This is a genomic window from Streptococcus infantis (assembly GCF_047463175.1).
Lineage (GTDB): Bacteria > Bacillota > Bacilli > Lactobacillales > Streptococcaceae > Streptococcus > Streptococcus infantis_AC.
This window is the reverse complement of sequence record NZ_JASHEJ010000003.1, coordinates 86,835-104,215: the sequence shown is the minus strand read 5'-3', so window position 1 is coordinate 104,215 and position 17,381 is coordinate 86,835. Positions and strand designations below refer to the sequence as shown.

The 17,381-nt window shown below is 39.8% G+C and carries 20 protein-coding genes, 1 tRNA gene and 1 pseudogene; 9 read left to right on the top strand and 13 right to left on the bottom strand.

Going from position 1 to position 17,381, the window contains the following annotated elements; genetic code table 11:
• The first annotated feature begins 539 nt into the window (after nucleotides 1-539).
• Both QM859_RS06745 and QM859_RS06740 read left to right on the top strand, forming a co-directional pair.
• Entirely contained in the window at nucleotides 540-1,829 is a 1,290-nt protein-coding gene (locus tag QM859_RS06745; RefSeq protein WP_004250748.1) for a hypothetical protein, read from the top strand.
• Between the two features lie 9 nt (nucleotides 1,830-1,838).
• On the top strand, nucleotides 1,839-2,927 hold the full coding sequence (locus QM859_RS06740) for an AI-2E family transporter (RefSeq protein WP_036758387.1): 1,089 nt from the start codon (nucleotides 1,839-1,841) through the stop codon (nucleotides 2,925-2,927).
• Between the two features lie 663 nt (nucleotides 2,928-3,590).
• Here QM859_RS06740 and QM859_RS06735 read toward each other — a convergent pair.
• Both QM859_RS06735 and QM859_RS06730 read right to left on the bottom strand, forming a co-directional pair.
• Nucleotides 3,591-4,736: a low temperature requirement protein A gene (locus QM859_RS06735; protein WP_414262529.1), complete on the bottom strand. Its 1,146-nt coding sequence runs from the start codon at nucleotides 4,734-4,736 to the stop codon at nucleotides 3,591-3,593.
• Nucleotides 4,737-4,899: 163 nt separating this feature from the next.
• Nucleotides 4,900-5,742, bottom strand: a complete 843-nt coding sequence (locus QM859_RS06730; RefSeq protein WP_006152895.1) for an aldo/keto reductase — start codon at nucleotides 5,740-5,742, stop codon at nucleotides 4,900-4,902.
• A gap of 102 nt (nucleotides 5,743-5,844) precedes the next feature.
• On the opposite strand from QM859_RS06730, the pseudogene QM859_RS06725 reads away from it, so the two are divergent.
• Nucleotides 5,845-6,186, top strand: a pseudogene (locus tag QM859_RS06725) (T6SS immunity protein Tdi1 domain-containing protein); the annotation flags it as partial.
• Nucleotides 6,187-6,717: 531 nt separating this feature from the next.
• On the opposite strand, the gene QM859_RS06720 reads toward QM859_RS06725, so the two are convergent.
• The 4 genes from QM859_RS06720 to QM859_RS06705 all read right to left on the bottom strand — a co-directional run bounded on the left by QM859_RS06720 (nucleotide 6,718) and on the right by QM859_RS06705 (nucleotide 9,572).
• On the bottom strand, nucleotides 6,718-7,233 hold the full coding sequence (locus tag QM859_RS06720; RefSeq protein ID WP_006150850.1) for an HdeD family acid-resistance protein: 516 nt from the start codon (nucleotides 7,231-7,233) through the stop codon (nucleotides 6,718-6,720).
• A 222-nt stretch (nucleotides 7,234-7,455) separates the two neighbouring features.
• The gene (locus QM859_RS06715) at nucleotides 7,456-7,869 is read right to left on the bottom strand and encodes a helix-turn-helix domain-containing protein (RefSeq protein WP_232672988.1); all 414 of its coding nucleotides are present in this window, start codon (nucleotides 7,867-7,869) and stop codon (nucleotides 7,456-7,458) included.
• A 96-nt stretch (nucleotides 7,870-7,965) separates the two neighbouring features.
• Nucleotides 7,966-8,038: transfer RNA gene (locus tag QM859_RS06710), tRNA-Lys, on the bottom strand.
• A gap of 262 nt (nucleotides 8,039-8,300) precedes the next feature.
• Nucleotides 8,301-9,572 (bottom strand): replication-associated recombination protein A, encoded by a 1,272-nt coding sequence (locus QM859_RS06705; protein ID WP_414262528.1) that lies wholly within the window; start codon nucleotides 9,570-9,572, stop codon nucleotides 8,301-8,303.
• A 115-nt stretch (nucleotides 9,573-9,687) separates the two neighbouring features.
• Here QM859_RS06705 and QM859_RS06700 point away from each other — a divergent pair, with 115 nt between their 5' ends.
• The 6 genes from QM859_RS06700 to QM859_RS06675 all read left to right on the top strand — a co-directional run bounded on the left by QM859_RS06700 (nucleotide 9,688) and on the right by QM859_RS06675 (nucleotide 13,526).
• Nucleotides 9,688-10,158, top strand: a complete 471-nt coding sequence (locus QM859_RS06700; RefSeq protein WP_036758384.1) for a DUF3013 family protein — start codon at nucleotides 9,688-9,690, stop codon at nucleotides 10,156-10,158.
• Between the two features lie 9 nt (nucleotides 10,159-10,167).
• Nucleotides 10,168-10,596 carry an NUDIX hydrolase gene (locus QM859_RS06695; RefSeq protein WP_414262527.1) on the top strand — a complete coding sequence of 143 codons (429 nt, stop codon included), beginning with the start codon at nucleotides 10,168-10,170 and terminating at the stop codon, nucleotides 10,594-10,596.
• Nucleotides 10,593-10,994, top strand: coding sequence for a hypothetical protein (locus QM859_RS06690; RefSeq protein ID WP_036758379.1), 402 nt, complete (start codon nucleotides 10,593-10,595; stop codon nucleotides 10,992-10,994). The genes QM859_RS06695 and QM859_RS06690 overlap by 4 nt, the downstream gene beginning before the upstream one ends.
• A complete protein-coding gene (gene prmA, locus QM859_RS06685; RefSeq protein WP_235083455.1) occupies nucleotides 10,973-11,923 on the top strand; it encodes a 50S ribosomal protein L11 methyltransferase in 951 nt (316 codons plus the stop codon). Before QM859_RS06690 ends, prmA begins: the two co-directional genes overlap by 22 nt.
• Nucleotide 11,924: 1 nt before the next feature.
• Nucleotides 11,925-12,668, top strand: coding sequence for a 16S rRNA (uracil(1498)-N(3))-methyltransferase (locus QM859_RS06680; RefSeq protein WP_414262526.1), 744 nt, complete (start codon nucleotides 11,925-11,927; stop codon nucleotides 12,666-12,668).
• A gap of 189 nt (nucleotides 12,669-12,857) precedes the next feature.
• Complete coding sequence (locus tag QM859_RS06675; protein WP_004250764.1) at nucleotides 12,858-13,526, top strand: MIP/aquaporin family protein; 669 nt, start codon at nucleotides 12,858-12,860, stop codon at nucleotides 13,524-13,526.
• A gap of 216 nt (nucleotides 13,527-13,742) precedes the next feature.
• Here QM859_RS06675 and queF read toward each other — a convergent pair whose 3' ends face one another.
• The 7 genes from queF to QM859_RS06640 all read right to left on the bottom strand — a co-directional run bounded on the left by queF (nucleotide 13,743) and on the right by QM859_RS06640 (nucleotide 17,287).
• Nucleotides 13,743-14,234: a preQ(1) synthase gene (queF, locus tag QM859_RS06670; RefSeq protein ID WP_000082589.1), complete on the bottom strand. Its 492-nt coding sequence runs from the start codon at nucleotides 14,232-14,234 to the stop codon at nucleotides 13,743-13,745.
• A gap of 18 nt (nucleotides 14,235-14,252) precedes the next feature.
• Nucleotides 14,253-14,969: a 7-carboxy-7-deazaguanine synthase QueE gene (gene queE / locus QM859_RS06665; protein WP_368910531.1), complete on the bottom strand. Its 717-nt coding sequence runs from the start codon at nucleotides 14,967-14,969 to the stop codon at nucleotides 14,253-14,255.
• Entirely contained in the window at nucleotides 14,962-15,405 is a 444-nt protein-coding gene (gene queD, locus QM859_RS06660; protein ID WP_000464566.1) for a 6-carboxytetrahydropterin synthase QueD, read from the bottom strand. Before queD ends, queE begins: the two co-directional genes overlap by 8 nt.
• Nucleotides 15,405-16,058: a 7-cyano-7-deazaguanine synthase QueC gene (gene queC, locus QM859_RS06655; RefSeq protein WP_004250769.1), complete on the bottom strand. Its 654-nt coding sequence runs from the start codon at nucleotides 16,056-16,058 to the stop codon at nucleotides 15,405-15,407. The genes queD and queC overlap by 1 nt, the downstream gene beginning before the upstream one ends.
• Before the next feature lie 202 nt (nucleotides 16,059-16,260).
• Nucleotides 16,261-16,575 carry a thioredoxin gene (gene trxA, locus QM859_RS06650; protein ID WP_001029581.1) on the bottom strand — a complete coding sequence of 105 codons (315 nt, stop codon included), beginning with the start codon at nucleotides 16,573-16,575 and terminating at the stop codon, nucleotides 16,261-16,263.
• A gap of 14 nt (nucleotides 16,576-16,589) precedes the next feature.
• A complete protein-coding gene (locus QM859_RS06645; RefSeq protein ID WP_004250771.1) occupies nucleotides 16,590-16,811 on the bottom strand; it encodes a DUF4649 family protein in 222 nt (73 codons plus the stop codon).
• Nucleotides 16,812-16,906: 95 nt separating this feature from the next.
• Nucleotides 16,907-17,287: a MarR family winged helix-turn-helix transcriptional regulator gene (locus QM859_RS06640; protein WP_006149405.1), complete on the bottom strand. Its 381-nt coding sequence runs from the start codon at nucleotides 17,285-17,287 to the stop codon at nucleotides 16,907-16,909.
• Nucleotides 17,288-17,381: the final 94 nt, after the last annotated feature.

The window sequence follows — 17,381 nt, the reverse complement described above, 5'->3', positions numbered from 1 at the left end:
AAACTTAGAAAAATCTAAAATGAAATTATTTCAAAATGGGGTAAAAGCAAAATTTCCCTCCCTACTTTCTCAATTATTCCTAATTTTAGTTCCAAAAAGCTTCAATTCATAATCTAATTATAATATGGGTAATGGGTACTATCTTATTACATTCAGATTTTTGTTCTTTTCAAAGCGTTATGAGGACTTGAAACTTCTTTTATGATTTTTAATTAGTAAAATGTTGAACTATAGGGAATATTGTGTCATAATAGGTAATAGATGAATAATTAATAGATTGGAAATAATGCTTTCTTACCTTAACAAGTTGAATTGGTTATACATTTTTTCGTCGCAATTGTGTCTATCTCTCGAGTTTAGCTAGTTTTTATAAGCTCTGATTTCGACTCAATAAAACAAATTTCAGAAGTGCAAAAGACAAGATGGTGACATTGCTACAGTCAGTCGCCATGTCTTGCTGGCACAGGCTGTTTGTGCCGTCAGCTATTTACCAGTCAATTTGATCAAAGGGCTTAATTATTATTTTTGAAAGGTCTTTTATGGAAAAAATTCTTTCTTTAGGTCTGACAGGTAAGAAATTACTTGTTCAGGGTTTCTTGTTTGTTCTGCTAGGTCTTATCTTGATGGTCACGGGAACTTGGTTGCCAGTGACGGTTATTCGACTGGTTCTGTTTTTAGCTTGGATAGCAACGGTCTTAGATTTAGTATTACGTATTTTCAAAAAAAGTCAGTCAACGGACACCTTGGGAGTTGCACTGGTTAAATTGTTAGTGATGGGATATTTGCTAGGCTCGAATCTTGCTACTGATGTGCCAATTTATATTTTGGCTCTTGTGATTGGAATTTCTCAGATTTTTCATGCTAGTATCAACCTTGTCACCTATGTTCTCTACCGCAAAAACAAAATTCGACCTCGTTTTCGTTTCTTACTAGATGGTCTCGTACTAGTTTTTCTTGGTGGGACTAGTCTTTTGTCCTCTACAGGAAATTCTGTCTTTCAACTCTTTGTATTAGGGGCTTATTTTTTCCTTTATGGTGTGTCCAATATCCGTGATGGTTTCTTGTTTGAGGAGGAAATTGGGAAAAACCATCTCAAACGTCGTGTCAGAATGAGCTTACCTATTGCCCTAGCCGCTCTCATCCCTGCAAGTACTTTAGCAAAAATCAATAAATTCATGCAGGAAAATGCTGATGAGGAAGAGGAAATCTATCTTGGAATGGTGAAGTTTGGTAAGACAGCAGATCTTGAAATTTTCGTTCATACAGCGGAGACTTCTCTATTTTCAGCTATTGGTCATGTGGACCTTTGTTATCAAGGACGTGTGATTTCTTATGGAAACTATGATCCGTCATCTGAGACCTTATTTGGTATGGTTGGAGATGGTGTTTTATATTTTTGCGACCGTGATAAGTACATTGACTTATGTAAACGGGAGAGTCAAAAAACGCTATTTGGTTACGGAATAGATTTGACACCGGAAATGGAAGAAGCGGTTCAGGAAAAATTAGCTGAATTAAAACAACTAACGATTCCTTGGGAGCCAAGCGCAGATAAAATTAAAACGGAAGATGGTAAGGAAGACTACACCTACGCTTATAAAATCAGACATGAGACGGATGGGGAACTTTATAAATTTATCAAATCTAAGTTTAAATCCTACTTTGTCTTATCTACAAACTGTGTGCTCTTGGCTGATACCATAGTCGGTCAGGCTGGCACCGATATCCTCTCACCCAAAGGATTTATCGCTCCAGGAACTTACCAAGCCTACCTTAATCGAGAGTTTGAAAAACCAAATAGTATAGTCGTATCTAAACATGTTTATTAAGGAGAATTTATGAACTTAGTAAAAAAATACACCCCGTTAATACTTTTTATAGGGCTGGTTGCTCTTGTAATTCTGAATGCATCGAGCTTTATATCAGGAGCAATCTCTCTCTTTGATGTAATATCAACCTTGATTTATGGTGCTGTTATTGCTTTTGTGCTCAATGTTCCCATGAAAAAAATTGAACAGTACTTAGTTAAATTGAAGGTAAAGGCAGAGTTGCGTCGTCCGATTGCCATGGTACTTGTTTTCCTAGCTCTTATCTTAATCGTGATTGCTCTTTTGGTTTTGGTGCTGCCAACCCTAGCCCAGACTATTAGTCAGCTGGGAACAGTCCTTTCAACAGTCCTTACTCAACTTGGGAAATTGCTAGGCAGCTCGGAATTTGTAACCAAAGACATGTTGTCAACTATCGTATCAGGAATTCAGGGACAGTCTAGCTCTATTAGCCAAGCTTTGATAGGTTTTTTATCAGGTCTGACTAGTAATATCGGCAATATTTTTTCAAGTTTGATGAATGCCTTTTTGATTATAGTCTTCACCTTTTTATTTTTATCCAGTAAGGAACATTTGGCAGCGATGACGAGTCGACTTCTAAAAGTTTTTCTTCCAGAGAAGGTGGTGATAAAGTTGACTTACATTGGACAAGTAGCACTAGAGACTTATGACCAATTTTTGATGAGTCAGCTGATTGAAGCAGTTATCATAGGAGTTATGATAGCGGTTGGTTACAGCGTGTTTGGGATACCCTATGGAGTAATGACAGGTATCTTTGCAGGAGTGCTATCGTTCATTCCTTATGTAGGGCCTATGATTGCTTGTGTTGTGGGAGCGATTTTTATCTTCACAGTCAGTCCTACTCAAGCCTTACTTTCTCTTCTTCTATATCAAGTTATACAGCTGATTGAAGGAAACCTTATTTATCCTAGAGTTGTAGGTCAGTCTATTGGTTTGCCAGCTATTTTCACGCTTGCGGCTGCTAGTATTGGAGGCAATCTCTTTGGCTTACTTGGGATGATATTCTTTACACCGATATCTGCTGTTATCTATCGATTGGTTAAAGAATTTGTCGTTGCAAAGGAAAATCAGGTAGATTGAGAAAGACTGAATTTAATAAGATATACTAAGAAGAGAGTGAAAGATTCTCTTCTCTTTTATTTCTAAATGACTTGCTCTTGTTCTGTTGCGAAAATTTATGAATTCATAATAGCCCATTTTAATCTCTATGCGGATTGGCCATGTAATATGGGCACAAATTAGTATAGTTTAGTTAATTATAGACTAGCTCTGTACTGTAAAAAACAGTTGGTCTTATCAAATATTGCTAGCAATTGATTGAGAATAAATGATAAGTTTGATAAGGTTGGAAAACCTTTATAATGATTTGCTACAAAAAGTTATTTGACATCAAAAAAGCCTTGAAATCAAGGCTTTTTCCTGTTGATTTAGATGCCCCCTACATGAATTTGTAAGAACTTTTCATATTGAAAATAAACAAAAGTGTTGAAATATAGCTGATTTTAGGGAAATACTTTTAGGTGTTTTCACTGTCAGGCTTTAAAAACGTGGCAAAAGTGGGGCAAAAACGAATGACTCACATTTGGTTTGAAAATCTATAATACCTAATGATTATGCCATACTAGATATATAGTGTTGTTATAAATAAATGTCAGTGCGAGTTCAAATCGGAGGATAAAATGGAAAAACAAATTAATGAAAAAAAAGCCTTGGTTCCCAAAGCTTTTTTATGTTATAAACTCATTAAAAGAACCCCCAGTTAGATTTGGAATATTTTTTATTCTGTGTCACATAAAAATAAATAAAATGAATGGCTATAGCTAGAGTAAAAATGGTTGCAATACTCAACACTGTTATAGGATTAGAAGCGAAAAGCAAAGAGAGAATCAAGGCAGCCAGATAGAGTGTCGCTTGAGCACAGTAGTAACTTCTCGGATAGCGAAGATAGTTTTTGTTATAGGGCCCATTTGCTAGGACAGCAGCTTGGAAGAGGCCAATTCCGATATAAAAGAAGCTGGTTGCAAAGAGACGATTAGCTTCAGGATTCAGAAGAAAACTCATCGATACAGTCATCATCATAAGCCCAATGAAAATAGGATAGTGACTGTAAATTAGAAATAGCCCCTTTTGATTAGATTTTTCATCAATAGCATGGTCGAATTGACCAAAATAAAACAAGAACAGAGAAATCATAATAATGAAATAAAGAACCGAATAAATCGAGAAATTCTCGATTGTAAAGAAGTTAGCTAGCTCCGTAATCATCTCTCCAAACATAATAATGACAAGAAGGGAGATGCGCTCGATTAAATGGGGGAGATTTACCTGGTAATGCTTATCTTTATTAAGCAAGATACTTGGCATAATAAATGTTAGCAGAATACTAGCAAATAAGACAGAGACTCCAACGTAAATAGGAAGAAGAGCTGCTAAATAGACTCCTAAACTTCCTAGACCTGTTATCCATAGAAAACCTTTGATACTTTCCCGATGAACATCATCGGTTGATTTTCTAAAAAATTCAACCAAATATTGAAAAAATAAGGTAAGGGTTAATGTACCAATAGCCCAACAGAGATAATGAAAATATTGTTGCCAATCAGGTCCAATCATATTGGCTATAAAGAGTAAAATTCCCATTTTGATAAACATGATTACTATGTTAAATAAAGAGTTCTTTCCATAGCGATTGGTATAATCGGTTTGAATCATCCAGGAATCGATGAGAAGCAAAGAAGCAATGAAAAAATCAAGGAAAGAATTCCAAGTCAAAATACCGTTATGAAGATGGTCAATTAAAGTAGTTACTTTTGAAATTGCAAAAACAAAAACTAAGTCATAAAAAAGTTCTGAAAATTCTACACGTTTATGTTTAATAAGAGTTGTCATCTTAAGACCTTTCTATTTTAGAAGTACAATTTATTATAACAGGAAATGGTAATGAAAGAAAAGGAGATGCTTAAATAACTTCATGTGACGCGAATTGTCAAAATCTTGACTTCTTTTGTCATTTACTTGAAAAAGCAACCCTGACGAGTTGATTAAAATCCTATTAAAAATTAACTTTGTCAGGATCATCCTGAGTTTTGATGCCTTGAATCTTATCCAAGACCGCCATATCTTCCTCTGATAAGTCGAAGCCGAAGATATCCAAGTTAGCTTTTATATTTTTAGGTGTCACAGACTTAGGTAGTGGCAAGAAACCTTTTTGAAGGCTCCAACGCAGAGCAACTTGTGCCACAGATTTACCGTTACGTTCAGCCACTGCTTCAACATCTTCATTTCCAAAAATACCACCTGTACCTAGTGGACTATAGGCTTCAAGAAGGATATCGCGCTCTTGGCAATAGGCAACTAAGTCTTTTTGGTCACAACCTGGAGCCAAGAGGATTTGATTGACATGTGGCACAATTTCAGCTGTTTCAAGAAGAGCTTCTAGGTGATGTTGCATAAAGTTAGACACACCGATAGCACGCACCTTACCTTCTTTGTAGGCTTCTTCCATTGCCTTCCAAGCGCCTGCATTACCAGACTTCCAAGCATCATTCTCACGAAGCGCCTTTGGATTAGGCCAATGGATAAGCAAAAGATCCAAATAATCCACACCAAGTCTTTCGAGAGACTCATCGATAGAAGTCTTAGCCAACTCGTAATCGTGCTTATCATTCCAAAGTTTGGTAGTTAGGAAAATATCCTCACGTGCCAAATCACTATCAGCAATCGCCTTACCTACAGAAACCTCGTTACCGTAAATTTGTGCGGTATCAATATGTGTGTAACCCGCCTTAAGTGCGAAGCTAACGCTGTTATAGGCTTCTTCGCCTTCAGCAATTTGCCAAGTTCCAAAACCAATTTTAGGAATAGCAACCCCATTTGCAAGTGTATATGTTTCCATGATTTTCACCTTTTCTTTTTTTAATAGTACTATCTTAAATAAGATAAGGCAAAAATGCAAAGATTTGCTACGGCTATTATTATGAATAGTTCCTTACTTCTTTTTCCGATGTTCGTAACAGCCTTTGGAGATATTATTACTTGGGAAGAGAATGAATTTGTTGGTATTGTAAAATACAATCTTCAAAACTGCGACATTATTATCAAGAGCTTGAAATATTTTCTTCAGTATTTAGATAACTCATATGTGACTGATAACTTTGAACTGGATTTATATAGACAGGCTGTGTTAAAAGATGGTCCCTTGTCTTATAACCAATGTTTCGGTTTTGTTCCTTTACTAGCATTAGGTGCCTTTAAAGATGTGGAACATATGGATAAGCTAAAAACCTTGGAGCACATTTATCTCATGTACCAACTTACAGGCGGAGTAATGGACGATTGATAATAAGTAATCACCGTGAGGTGTTTTTTTCTATTAAATCGAGGTGTTAGATAAATAGCGAGTCTTTGATGAGAGTCGCTTATTTTGTGAATATAAACTTTTTGGTACAAAAAACAAAATGACAAGCAAAAAAGCCTTATAAATCAAGGCTTTTTCCTGTTGTTTAGATGCCCCCTACATGGATTTGTAAGAACTTTTCATATTGAAAATAAACAAAAATGTTGAAATATAGCTGATTTTAGGGAAATACTTTTAGGTATTTTCAATGTCAGGATTTAAAAATGGGGCAAAAGTGGGGCAAAAACGAATGACTCGTATTTTGTTTGAAAACCTATAATACCTAATGATTATGCTATTCTAGATATATAGTTTTGTTATAAATAAATGTCAGTGCGAGATCAAATTGGAGAATAAAATGGAAAAACAAATTTCTACGCAGAATGGAATGCGAAAAAGTGATAATTAAAGAGACAAAAAAGCTGAGAATATGATTTCCCAGCTTTTTTGAATGCGATAGAAATAGCAACTAGACTATTTACGAAAGGCCTCAATAATGTAGGTGAAGCCAGTAACTAAAACTGAAAAGGCAATGACATAAACGACAAAGACACCTGTAGCCACTGGATTGAACAGAATCACTAGACCTAGTAAAAATTCAAGCAAGGCTACCCACGTGATATTGCTACCAATAATAGGGAAAATCAATCTTAGACGATTGCCTTTAAAGAAAGCAATAATGGCTTCTACAATTAACCAAATTCCTACAATGGTCGGAATGACGACCGGCAGGGTCACAAAGCCATAAGCAACGAGGTAAAGAGCTAAGAGAAGACTAACAAATCCTTGGAAAAGATAAACAGGTGAGCGAAGCTCTTTTGGTGCAGAGAAATAGCCTAAAATAGCTGCTATAGAAGAAACCAGTAAACCAAATGAAATCCACCAGCTGTAAGCAACAAGATTAGCTACTGGGTTTGTAAATAGGAAAAGTCCTAAAAGGACAAAAACAACTCCTGCAAGGAATAGCAGTAAACGATTAGAAAATTTCATTTCAATACCCCCTATATAGTATAGTTTTCTAATAAAACTATTATACTTATTTTTATAGAAAATGTCAATAAAATGAATAAACAATTTGGAAGTTTCAGTCTGACTTACAAAAAGAAAAGGAGTTTTCACTCCTTTTCACAGATTTAAGACAAAGTCCTTATAAAAGTGTCTTCTAAAGATTTTAACTTCAATCTGAAGCGAGGATATCCTCGCTTTTTTTATTTAATCTAATAGCTCCTTATTTTCAATTAAGAGCTCTAGTGGAGATTTATCCCTTGCTTCAATAAAACCAGGTTCATATTGGTTATGAAGTGTTCTTTTCTGAGAAGTTGGATCAATATACAACTCATCTCCATCTTCTGTGTATAGTTGGTTGCCTCTTGTTAAGTAAAGTAAATCCTCTAAGTACTGTCCATCAGTTTCTAGAAAATCTTCGATATATTTGACAGCTTTTAAAATCTCACTTACTTTATCAGAGTATTCATTAGATTCAAGAACACTCTTTTCTAACTCAATCTCTTTACTCGTTCCAAAGAGTTGGGTTGGAGTTGCATTAAAATATTCCGCTATCTTATCCAAATTTGCAAAGGTAGGATAGCTTTTTTGTTTTTCATAATCAGAGATGTCTGGAAAGATTGCTCATAAAAAAAATGTGGGGCAAATGATGGGGCAAATCAGTTATAGACAAGCAAAAAAGCCTTATAAATAAAGGCTTTTTCCTGTTGATTTAGATGCCCCCTACAGGGCTCGAACCTGTGACCCATAGATTAAGAGTCTACTGCTCTACCAACTGAGCTAAGGAGGCAAATAAAAAGCTGTATTGGTGCCGAAACTTCACGGTTTGTATTGAACCCGCGCAATTAAGCAGGTGGGCAACTCGCTCTAACTGAAGCTGTTTCCGTGTGAGACGGCCTACATGCTGTTAGAAGACTTTTGTTTCCCTAATAATACAAAAAATAGTCGGTCAACACTTAAATGTGAAGTCGTACACCACAGCGTTTCTATGATTATATGATACCACTTTTTCAAAAAAAATCAAGGGAAAATTAAAAATTTTGAAAAGGATTTCATAAGTTTCGTAATTTATCAATGGTTTCCTTGCGTTGAGCCAGGGCACGTTCGTATTTTCCACTATCTTCTGGTGAGAAGTAGCTATGGTTGCGAATTTTTTCTGGCAAGTACTCTTGTTTGACCCAGTGACCTGGGTAGTTATGTGGATAGAGGTAGTTTTGGGCATTGCCTAATTCCTTGCTACCACTATAGTGGCCATCTCGCAGGTGACGTGGGATTGGTAGATGACCTGAGGTTTTAAGGTCAGACAGAGCCTTGTCCATAGCTACATAGGCTGAGTTGGATTTTGGAGAAAGGGCCAAATCAATCACAACATTGGCAATGAGGATGCGGGCTTCGGGGAAACCGATCCTCTGTGCTGCATCCAGAGCAGTTACGGTATGAATCTGAGCTTCGGGATTGGCTAAGCCAATATCTTCATAAGCAATAACAGTCAAACGACGAGCTAGACTAGGAAGGTCACCAGCTTCTATCAAGCGAGCAGCATAGTGGAGACTAGCATCGACATCGGATCCACGGATGGATTTTTGCAGGGCAGATAGAACATCATAGTGTCCGTCTCCATCCTTGTCCATAGTGATGTAGCTTCTCTGAAGACTATTTTCCATGATGTCGAGGGTGATGTGGCGGACACCGTCATCATTTTCTGGGGTGGAGAGAACTGCTAAATCAAGCGAATTAAAGGCAGAACGGAGGTCTCCGTTGGTAGATGTTGCGATAAAATCAAGGGCATCATCATCTAACTCAACAGGGGACTCAAAACCTCGTTCAGGGTCAGTTATGGCTATTTGAATGGCTTCTTTGACATCTTGGTTAGACAAGGGTTCCAACTCAAAAATCTGAACACGACTGCGGATGGCTGGAGTGACAGAAAAGAAAGGATTTTCAGTTGTCGCCCCAATCATGATGACTAGACCGCTTTCCAAAAGAGGAAGGAGAAAGTCTTGTTTCGTCTTGTCAAGGCGATGAATCTCGTCTAGTAGCAGTACAAGGCCACCTGAGAATTTAGCTTCCTCAGCGATTTCTTGGAGACGTTTTTTACTATCAACAGTGGCATTGAAGGTCCGAAAAGCATACTTAGTCGTTCCAGCGATGGCTGAAGCGATACTGGTTTTTCCGATGCCTGGAGGTCCGTAGAGTATCATAGAGGATAGGCGATTGGCTTCCACCATACGGCGGATAATCTTGCCAGGTCCAACCAGATGCTCCTGACCGATGACCTGGTCGATGGTTTTGGGGCGCATGCGAAGCGCGAGATTGTCTGGCATAGCAGTCCTTTCTAACATGGATTTTCTGATACGAATGTGGTAAGATGGTAGTATCTATTTTAGCATATTTCCGAGTATTCGGGGCGATTGAAGAGTCGTATAGAAAGAGGACAACATGGCAACATACGGATTTTTAGATGTTTTACAAGAAGAGTTGGACAAGAACTTTCCTTTTGACTATGAGATTAGCTGGGACAAACGCAATCATGCAGTTGAAGTGAGTTTTCTGCTAGAGGCGCAAAATCCTGCAGGAGTGGAGATGCTAGATGAAGACGGAGAGGTTTCGTCAGATGATATCCTTTTTGAAGAAGCGATGCTTTTTTATAACCCTGCCAAGTCAACAGTTAATGCAGAAGACTATCTCACAGTCATCCCTTATCTGCCGAAGAAAGGTTTTTCTCGTGAATTTTTAGCTTATTTTGCACTATTCCTCAAAGATACTGCAGAGGTTGGACTAGATGCCCTCATGGACTTTTTGGAAGACCCAGAAGCAGAAGAATTCGTCATGGAATGGAACCAAGAAGTCTTTGAAGAAGGAAAAGTTGGCTTGGAAGAAGGAGAATTTTATCCTTATCCGAGATATTAGGAGTCTAGCATGGAGCTAGAGATTTCTGATTTCACAGGCTGCAAGATTGCCTTACTTTGTGGAGATAGTGTCCTAACTATTCTGCGTGATGACAAGCCCAGCATTCCTTGGCCCAATATGTGGGAGTTGCCAGGTGGAGGTCGTGAAGGGGACGAAACTCCTTTTGAATGCGCAGCGCGTGAAGTTTTTGAAGAGTTAGGGATTCATCTAACTGAAGATAACCTGCTTGGGAGTAAGGTCTATCCCAGCATGCTCTATGAAGGCAGACAGTCAGTATTTATGGTCGGGCAACTAAGTCAAGAACAGTTTGACAGTATCACCTTTGGAGATGAAGGGCAGGGCTATAAATTGATGAACATTGAGGAATTTTTGACATCCAGTCAAGTAGTTCCGCAGTTGCAGGGTAGATTGAGGGATTATTTGGAGGAAGTGAAATGATTTTTGCGATTGCAACAACCACGTTAAACAAGGAAGTTAAACGCAAACTAAAAACTGGACAATACTCTAGGGAAGAAGCTACATTCATTTACATGGAATATTTAAAGTTAAAGAAGCAGAGAGAAAGTGGTACGAAAGTAGCTGGGATCTCTATGGCTGTTATTTGGGGATTAATGCTTGTTTTACCCTTACTGAGTGGTGAAGGTCTCGTACTGCCCCTTTCAGTACATTTTTTATTACTGCTACTGCTTGCAGGAATTGTTCTATTTGTTTATTATCTTATGTTTGGTATTTTTAAACAGCAGATTCATAGCGCAATGAAAGAACACTATACAGATGTGATTGAAGAATTTAAGAAGAATAAGGAAAATACAAAATGGAAACATGGCAAGAGTTAAAAGTAACGGTTAAGCGTGAGGGAGAGGAATTAGTTTCCAATCTCTTGATCGAGTTAGGCGCCCAAGGGGTAGCGATCGAAGACAGCATGGACTATGTGGGAAATGTCGACCGTTTCGGTGAGATTTTCCCTGAGGTCGAGCAGCAAGAAGAAATCGTGGTGACTGCCTACTACCCTGACACAGTTGATGTAGCAGCGGTGGAAGCGGACTTGCAAACTCGTCTTGCAGAATTGACAGACTTTATGGATTTGGGAGAGGTCAAGATTGGGACGACTGCCTTGGCTGAGGAAGACTGGGCAGACAACTGGAAGAAATACTATGAACCAGCTCGCATTACCCATGACCTGACCATCGTACCATCATGGACGGACTATGAGGCAACTGCTGGCGAGAAGATTATCAAGCTAGATCCTGGTATGGCCTTTGGAACTGGAACCCACCCTACGACCAAGATGAGTCTTTTTGCCTTGGAGCAGGTTCTTCGTGGTGGTGAGACAGTGCTAGATGTGGGGACAGGCTCAGGTGTCCTTTCTATTGCCAGCTCGCTTCTAGGTGCCAAGGAAATCTTTGCCTATGACCTAGATGATGTTGCGGTTCGCGTCGCTCAGGAAAATATTGAGCTCAACCCGGGTATGGAAAACATCCATGTAGCAGCAGGAGATTTGCTTAAGGGTGTTGAGATTGAGGCAGATGTCATCGTGGCTAATATCTTGGCAGATATCCTCATTCATCTGACAGAGGATGCTTATCACTTGGTCAAGGATGAAGGTTACCTCATCATGAGTGGCATTATCAGGGACAAGTGGGACATGGTCCGTGAGTCAGCAGAAGCAGCTGGATTTTTCCTTGAAACTCATATGATTCAAGGGGAATGGAATGCCTGTGTCTTCAAAAAAACTAAGGATATCTCTGGTGTGATTGGAGGCTAGCATGCAACAGTATTTTGTAAAAGGTTTGGCTAGTTCTCCTGTCACTATTGAGGACAAGGAAACCAGTAAGCACATGTTTCAGGTCATGCGCCTGAAGGAAAATGATGAGGTTACTTTGGTCTTTGATGATGGCATCAAGCGCTTGGCGCGCGTGGTAAATGTAGAGGCGCGTCAGTTTGAGTTGGTTGAAGAATTAGCTGATAATGTGGAACTACCTATTCAAGTGACCACCGCTTCAGGCTTTCCCAAGGGGGATAAACTCGAGTTTATCACTCAAAAGGTGACGGAACTGGGTGCAAGCCAAATCTGGGCCTTTCCTGCAGACTGGTCAGTTGCCAAATGGGACGGCAAGAAATTGGGCAAAAAGGTTGAGAAGTTAGAAAAAATTGCCCTTGGAGCGGCCGAGCAAAGCAAACGGAACTTTGTTCCAAGTATAAAGCTGTTTGAGAGAAAATCAGACTTCTTAGCACAACTTGATCAGTTTGATCGTATCGTGGTGGCTTACGAAGAGTCAGCTAAAGAAGGAGAATCAGCTGCCCTCATCCAAGCTGTTGCTGGGTTAGAAAAGGGAGCTAAACTGCTCTTTATCTTTGGACCAGAAGGTGGTTTATCCCCTGCAGAAATTGAAAGTTTTGAAGCCAAAGGAGCAATCCTAGCAGGACTTGGGCCTCGCATCCTACGAGCAGAAACAGCACCACTTTATGCCTTATCTGCCATAAGTGTTTTGCTTGAGTTGCAGAAATAAGAAATGCAAATGGGTGCTTATTAATGTTAGTAAAATCCTTATCTAAAGCCATCTTCGGATGGCTTTTTAATGTAGGAAACCTCTCTAAAAACTTACCTTTATCTCCTGGTATATTTTCCAAGCACATTTCTTGAAACCCTTTCCTTCTTCTGATAGACTAATACATAGTTTGAAAAAAGGAGACTTAACATGAAAAAATTCGTTGCTGAATTAATCGGTACTTTTATGCTTGTGTTCATCGGAACAGGAGCTGTTGTTTTTGGAAATGGTGTTGAAGGTCTTGGACACCTTGGAATTGCTCTTGCCTTTGGTTTGGCAATCGTAGTTGCAGCTTTCTCAATCGGAACTGTTTCAGGTGCTCACTTGAACCCAGCTGTTTCTATCGCTATGTTTGTTAACAAACGTTTGTCATCTTCAGAACTTGTAAACTACATCCTTGGTCAAGTAGTCGGTGCTTTCCTTGCATCAGGATCTGTGTTCTTCCTCTTGGCAAATTCAGGTATGTCAACTGCAAGTCTTGGTGAAAATGCCTTGGCAAACGGTGTAACTGTCTTTGGTGGTTTCTTGTTTGAAACAATCGCAACATTCTTGTTTGTTTTGGTGATCATGACTGTAACTTCAGCAAGCAAAGGGAATGGCGCAATCGCTGGTTTGGTGATCGGTTTGTCATTGACAGCTTTGATTCTAGCTGGATTGAACATCACTGGACTTTCAGTAAACCCAGCTCGTAGTTTGGCTCCTGCTGTATTGGTAGGTGGCGCAGCTCTTCAACAAGTTTGGATTTTCATCCTTGCACCAATCGTTGGTGGAGTTCTTGCAGCCCTTGTTGCTAAAAACTTCCTTGGAACTGAAGAATAATTGAAACTTAAAAAGCCTTGCTTCTCATCTTGAGGAACAGGGCTTTTTCGTATTATACTCTTCGAAAATCTCTTCAAACCACATCAGCTCTATCTGCAACCTCAAAACAGTGTTTTGAGCTGACTTCGTCAGTCTTATCTACAACCTCAAAGCAGTGCTTTGAGTAACCTGCGGCTAGCTTTCTAGTTTGCTCTTTGATTTTCATTGAGTATGAGTTTAACGGTTGTCAATTTTCTCTGGATAGAGGTCATGTTGGAAGAGGCGTTGTTCTGCCAATCCTTCATACTTGGTTCCAGGTCTACCGTAGTTGTAGTAGGGGTCGATTGAAATACCACCGCGAGGTGTAAATTTTCCCCAGACTTCTAAATAGCGAGGGTCTAGCAAGTTGACCAAGTCTTTCCCGATAGTGTTGATACAGTTTTCATGAAAATCTCCATGGTTTCGGTAGCTAAAGAGGTAGAGTTTGAGGGATTTTGACTCGACACAGAGCTTGTCAGGAATGTAGGAAATATAAATAGTTGCAAAGTCTGGCTGAGCAGTGATGGGACAAAGTGAGGTAAATTCAGGGCAGTTGAACTTGATGAAATAGTCATTTTCCACATGACGATTGTCAAAGGATTCGAGGACTTCGGGTTGGTATTCGAAAATATAGTTGGTTTCTTTGTTGCCGAGGAGGCTGAGGTTTTTCATTTCTTCTTGTTGTGACATGATTTTTTCTTTCTAATCTTAAACACCACGTTGGTTGTCGTAGAGGAGGGTATGGAGTTGAGGAAGGACGCGGACATTGCCCCAGCTATCGTCTGCAGCGACACGTTCCCAGAGTTCTTTGAGGCGATCCAGTTGGTCTTGGACAATATTGCCTGTAGCCTTGGGCTCAGGATTTCCCGCCGATAAGAAGAGGACATCTGGTTGGTAGCGTTCTTGAATACCTTTGGCGAAGGCTAGATCTGCATCATCAAAGACAGGGATTTTAAAGGTTACTTTGTCTGGGTCTAGTTGGGAAACGATAAAGTCCAAGGTCTCAAAGTTGACTTCCATCTTGGAGGAAGGAGGCTTAGGACTCAGAGTGACTTGGTCGATATCTTTTAACCAATTTTGCCAGCGGGAGCCTTGGGTCTCAACAGCAAGAGTGATACCACGTTCCTTGAGTTTAGTGACCAATTCTGCCATATTGGCTGCTAGGATAGCAGGATTTCCCCCAGATAGGGTGACATAGTCGTAGCTTCCTAGTTTGTCTAACTCAGCGATTACTTCATCAGCTGTCATACGAGTTGGTTTTTCAGAACCGTCCCAAGTAAAGGCGGAATCGCACCAGTCGCAGTGGTAGTCGCAACCAGCAGTGCGGACAAACATGGTTTTCTGGCCAATAGCACGACCTTCACCTTGAAAGGTAGGCCCAAAAATTTCTAGAACTGGTAGTTTGAGGACACGTTCCTTAGTCATCTAACCACTCCCGTCTAAACTCTGCAAAGGCAGTCGGAGTTTCATAGAGACGAACATATTCCAAACGGAGACCGCGCTCGTCTGGCAACTCCTGGCTCATGGTTTGGAAAATCCAGTAAACCATATTTTCAGCAGTCGTATTCATGTAGGGCAGGGTTTCATTGAGATAGCGATGATCCAAGTGGGGCTCTAAGTAGTCCTTGTAGATAGCTTTGATGTCTCCGAAATCGTAGGTCATACCTCTATCATCTAAAAATCCACTGACAGCGATTTGTAGATGATAGGTGTGACCGTGTAGGGATTTGCATTTTCCTTCATAGTGAAAGAGGTGGTGGGCAGCATCGAAGGTAAATTCTTTTGAGACTAAGGTTCTGTGAGGATTGTAGACAAGAGATTCCCCAGTTTCTTGTTTGATTTCTTTGGGGGCAAAAAACATCAGGCCTCTCCTTTCTGAGAGAGATAAACCTCTAAACCATGTTGGCGTAGATGGCAGGCAGGACAATCTCCACAACCAGTACCAATAATCCCATTGTAGCAGGTCAAGGTCTTCTCACGAACGTAGTCAAAGGCACCAAGTTGGTCAGCTAATTCCCAAGTTTCAGCCTTGTCTAGCCACATGAGAGGCGTTTGGATCACAAAGTCGTAATCCATAGCAAGGTTGAGCGTGACATTGAGTGATTTGACAAAGACATCCCGACAGTCAGGATAACCTGAGAAGTCTGTTTCGCACACTCCTGTCACGATATCCGTAATTCCACGCTGCTTGGCAAGGACTGCCGCAAAGGACAGAAAGAGATGATTGCGACCGTCAACGAAGGTATTAGGAACCTCTCCTTCTTTTTGCTCAATTTCTAAATCTGAAGTCAAGGCATTTTCAGTAATTTGTCCTAGCAGAGACATATCTAGGATATGATGACGAATTCCTTGTTCCTCAGCGATTTCTTTGGCCACTTGAATTTCTAAATGGTGGCGTTGACCGTAGGCAAAGGTAACGGCTTCGACCCTTTCATAGTGTTGCTTTGCCCAGAAAAGGCAGGTTGTTGAATCTTGACCGCCACTAAAGACGACCAAGGCTGATTGACGTTTCATAGTACTCCTTCCAAAATGGGAAATGTTCAGAGCACGCAAAAAGCTCCCCAGAGGGAGCTAAAAAATACCAAGTAGAGGTTTTTTTTAGCGATGGCATGTCCCAAACATCGTAATATTCTAGTTACAGTCTAGCATATTTTTTGAAAAATGGCAAAGGGCAAGAAAAAAGAGACCAAATGAATGCATTTGGTCTCTCCTTTGATTAGCTTAATTCAGCAACGATAGCTTTGATTTGTTCTGCTGTGTGAACACCAGCCACTTGTTTAACCACTTGTCCATCTTTCTTGAAGAGAAGAGTAGGGATAGACATGATACCAAATGCACGAGCTGTGTTTGGATTTTCATCAACGTCCATTTTAACGATCTTCAAGACATCTTCTGAAAGTTCTTCAGACAATTTGTCCAAGATTGGACCTTGCATACGACATGGACCACACCAAGTTGCCCAGAAGTCTACCAAGACCAATCCGTCTTTAGTTTCTTGTTCGAATGTTGCATCTGTAATTGCTTTTGCCATAGTATTTCTCCTTTTTAATTATATTGGCTTAAATCTTGTTTCATGAGATAGAAGAAGACATCTCCATAAGTCCCATGGTAGTCCAAATCATGCCCCTTGTAGGTTACTTTTTGGACAGGGTAGTAGTCTGCGACACCAATCAGGCAGGCATGTTGAGAACGTTCAAATTCTTCGTATGACTCGAAGGTCATGGTTCTCTCTTGCTTGCTGGCATCAAGATAAGTGATTTCAATCATAGGATTCTCCTTTGTTAAATCATATCTTCATTTTACTCCTTGGAAAAAGGAATGTCAAGAAAATTGCTTGCGCACGCAAGTTTTTTGTAAAAATTTTAGGAAAGCCAACTTGCTTTTGTTTCAAGGCTCTCTTCTACAGCTTTTTGTAGATAGGCAAGAGTTGTTTGACCCTCCTTAGTGAGGCAGATAAAACTAGCTCGCTTATCCTGGTCACAACATCTCCGACTAAGTAAAGCGCAATTTTTGGCTTCTAGGCGTGCCACCATTCGTGATACAGCACTTGGACTCAGATGGAGTTTGTCAGGCAGGTCAATCTGTCTCAAAGATTTTTCTTGAGCCTGATTTAAAAAGTGCAAGAGATAGAATTCTTTAAGCGTTAGGCTTTGGTCACTCTGCTCAGCAATCGTTTGCTCTAAAAGAGCTTCTAGCTCTACTTGTCGGCGGTTGAAGTCAAACCATTTTTCTAAGTAAGTCATATCAATCCCCTTTCTATATGGTAGTTATAAACAGATTTGCCTATCTGAGATGCTTGCGCACGCAATTAGTATACAACTTTTTGGAATAGATAGC

What these genes read in the sequence shown, in the direction of transcription:
- QM859_RS06720 (WP_006150850.1), bottom strand. Translation starts at nt 7,233, where the DNA reads ATGAAATTTTCTAATCGTTTACTGCTATTCCTTGCAGGAGTTGTTTTT.
- prmA (WP_235083455.1), top strand. Translation starts at nt 10,973, where the DNA reads ATGGAAACATGGCAAGAGTTAAAAGTAACGGTTAAGCGTGAGGGAGAG.
- QM859_RS06735 (WP_414262529.1), bottom strand. Translation starts at nt 4,736, where the DNA reads ATGACAACTCTTATTAAACATAAACGTGTAGAATTTTCAGAACTTTTT.
- QM859_RS06745 (WP_004250748.1), top strand. Translation starts at nt 540, where the DNA reads ATGGAAAAAATTCTTTCTTTAGGTCTGACAGGTAAGAAATTACTTGTT.
- queF (WP_000082589.1), bottom strand. Translation starts at nt 14,234, where the DNA reads ATGTCACAACAAGAAGAAATGAAAAACCTCAGCCTCCTCGGCAACAAA.
- QM859_RS06675 (WP_004250764.1), top strand. Translation starts at nt 12,858, where the DNA reads ATGAAAAAATTCGTTGCTGAATTAATCGGTACTTTTATGCTTGTGTTC.
- QM859_RS06640 (WP_006149405.1), bottom strand. Translation starts at nt 17,287, where the DNA reads ATGACTTACTTAGAAAAATGGTTTGACTTCAACCGCCGACAAGTAGAG.
- QM859_RS06730 (WP_006152895.1), bottom strand. Translation starts at nt 5,742, where the DNA reads ATGGAAACATATACACTTGCAAATGGGGTTGCTATTCCTAAAATTGGT.
- QM859_RS06740 (WP_036758387.1), top strand. Translation starts at nt 1,839, where the DNA reads ATGAACTTAGTAAAAAAATACACCCCGTTAATACTTTTTATAGGGCTG.
- QM859_RS06700 (WP_036758384.1), top strand. Translation starts at nt 9,688, where the DNA reads ATGGCAACATACGGATTTTTAGATGTTTTACAAGAAGAGTTGGACAAG.
- QM859_RS06705 (WP_414262528.1), bottom strand. Translation starts at nt 9,572, where the DNA reads ATGCCAGACAATCTCGCGCTTCGCATGCGCCCCAAAACCATCGACCAG.
- trxA (WP_001029581.1), bottom strand. Translation starts at nt 16,575, where the DNA reads ATGGCAAAAGCAATTACAGATGCAACATTCGAACAAGAAACTAAAGAC.
- queC (WP_004250769.1), bottom strand. Translation starts at nt 16,058, where the DNA reads ATGAAACGTCAATCAGCCTTGGTCGTCTTTAGTGGCGGTCAAGATTCA.
- queD (WP_000464566.1), bottom strand. Translation starts at nt 15,405, where the DNA reads ATGTTTTTTGCCCCCAAAGAAATCAAACAAGAAACTGGGGAATCTCTT.
- queE (WP_368910531.1), bottom strand. Translation starts at nt 14,969, where the DNA reads ATGACTAAGGAACGTGTCCTCAAACTACCAGTTCTAGAAATTTTTGGG.
- QM859_RS06695 (WP_414262527.1), top strand. Translation starts at nt 10,168, where the DNA reads ATGGAGCTAGAGATTTCTGATTTCACAGGCTGCAAGATTGCCTTACTT.
- QM859_RS06680 (WP_414262526.1), top strand. Translation starts at nt 11,925, where the DNA reads ATGCAACAGTATTTTGTAAAAGGTTTGGCTAGTTCTCCTGTCACTATT.
- QM859_RS06645 (WP_004250771.1), bottom strand. Translation starts at nt 16,811, where the DNA reads ATGATTGAAATCACTTATCTTGATGCCAGCAAGCAAGAGAGAACCATG.
- QM859_RS06690 (WP_036758379.1), top strand. Translation starts at nt 10,593, where the DNA reads ATGATTTTTGCGATTGCAACAACCACGTTAAACAAGGAAGTTAAACGC.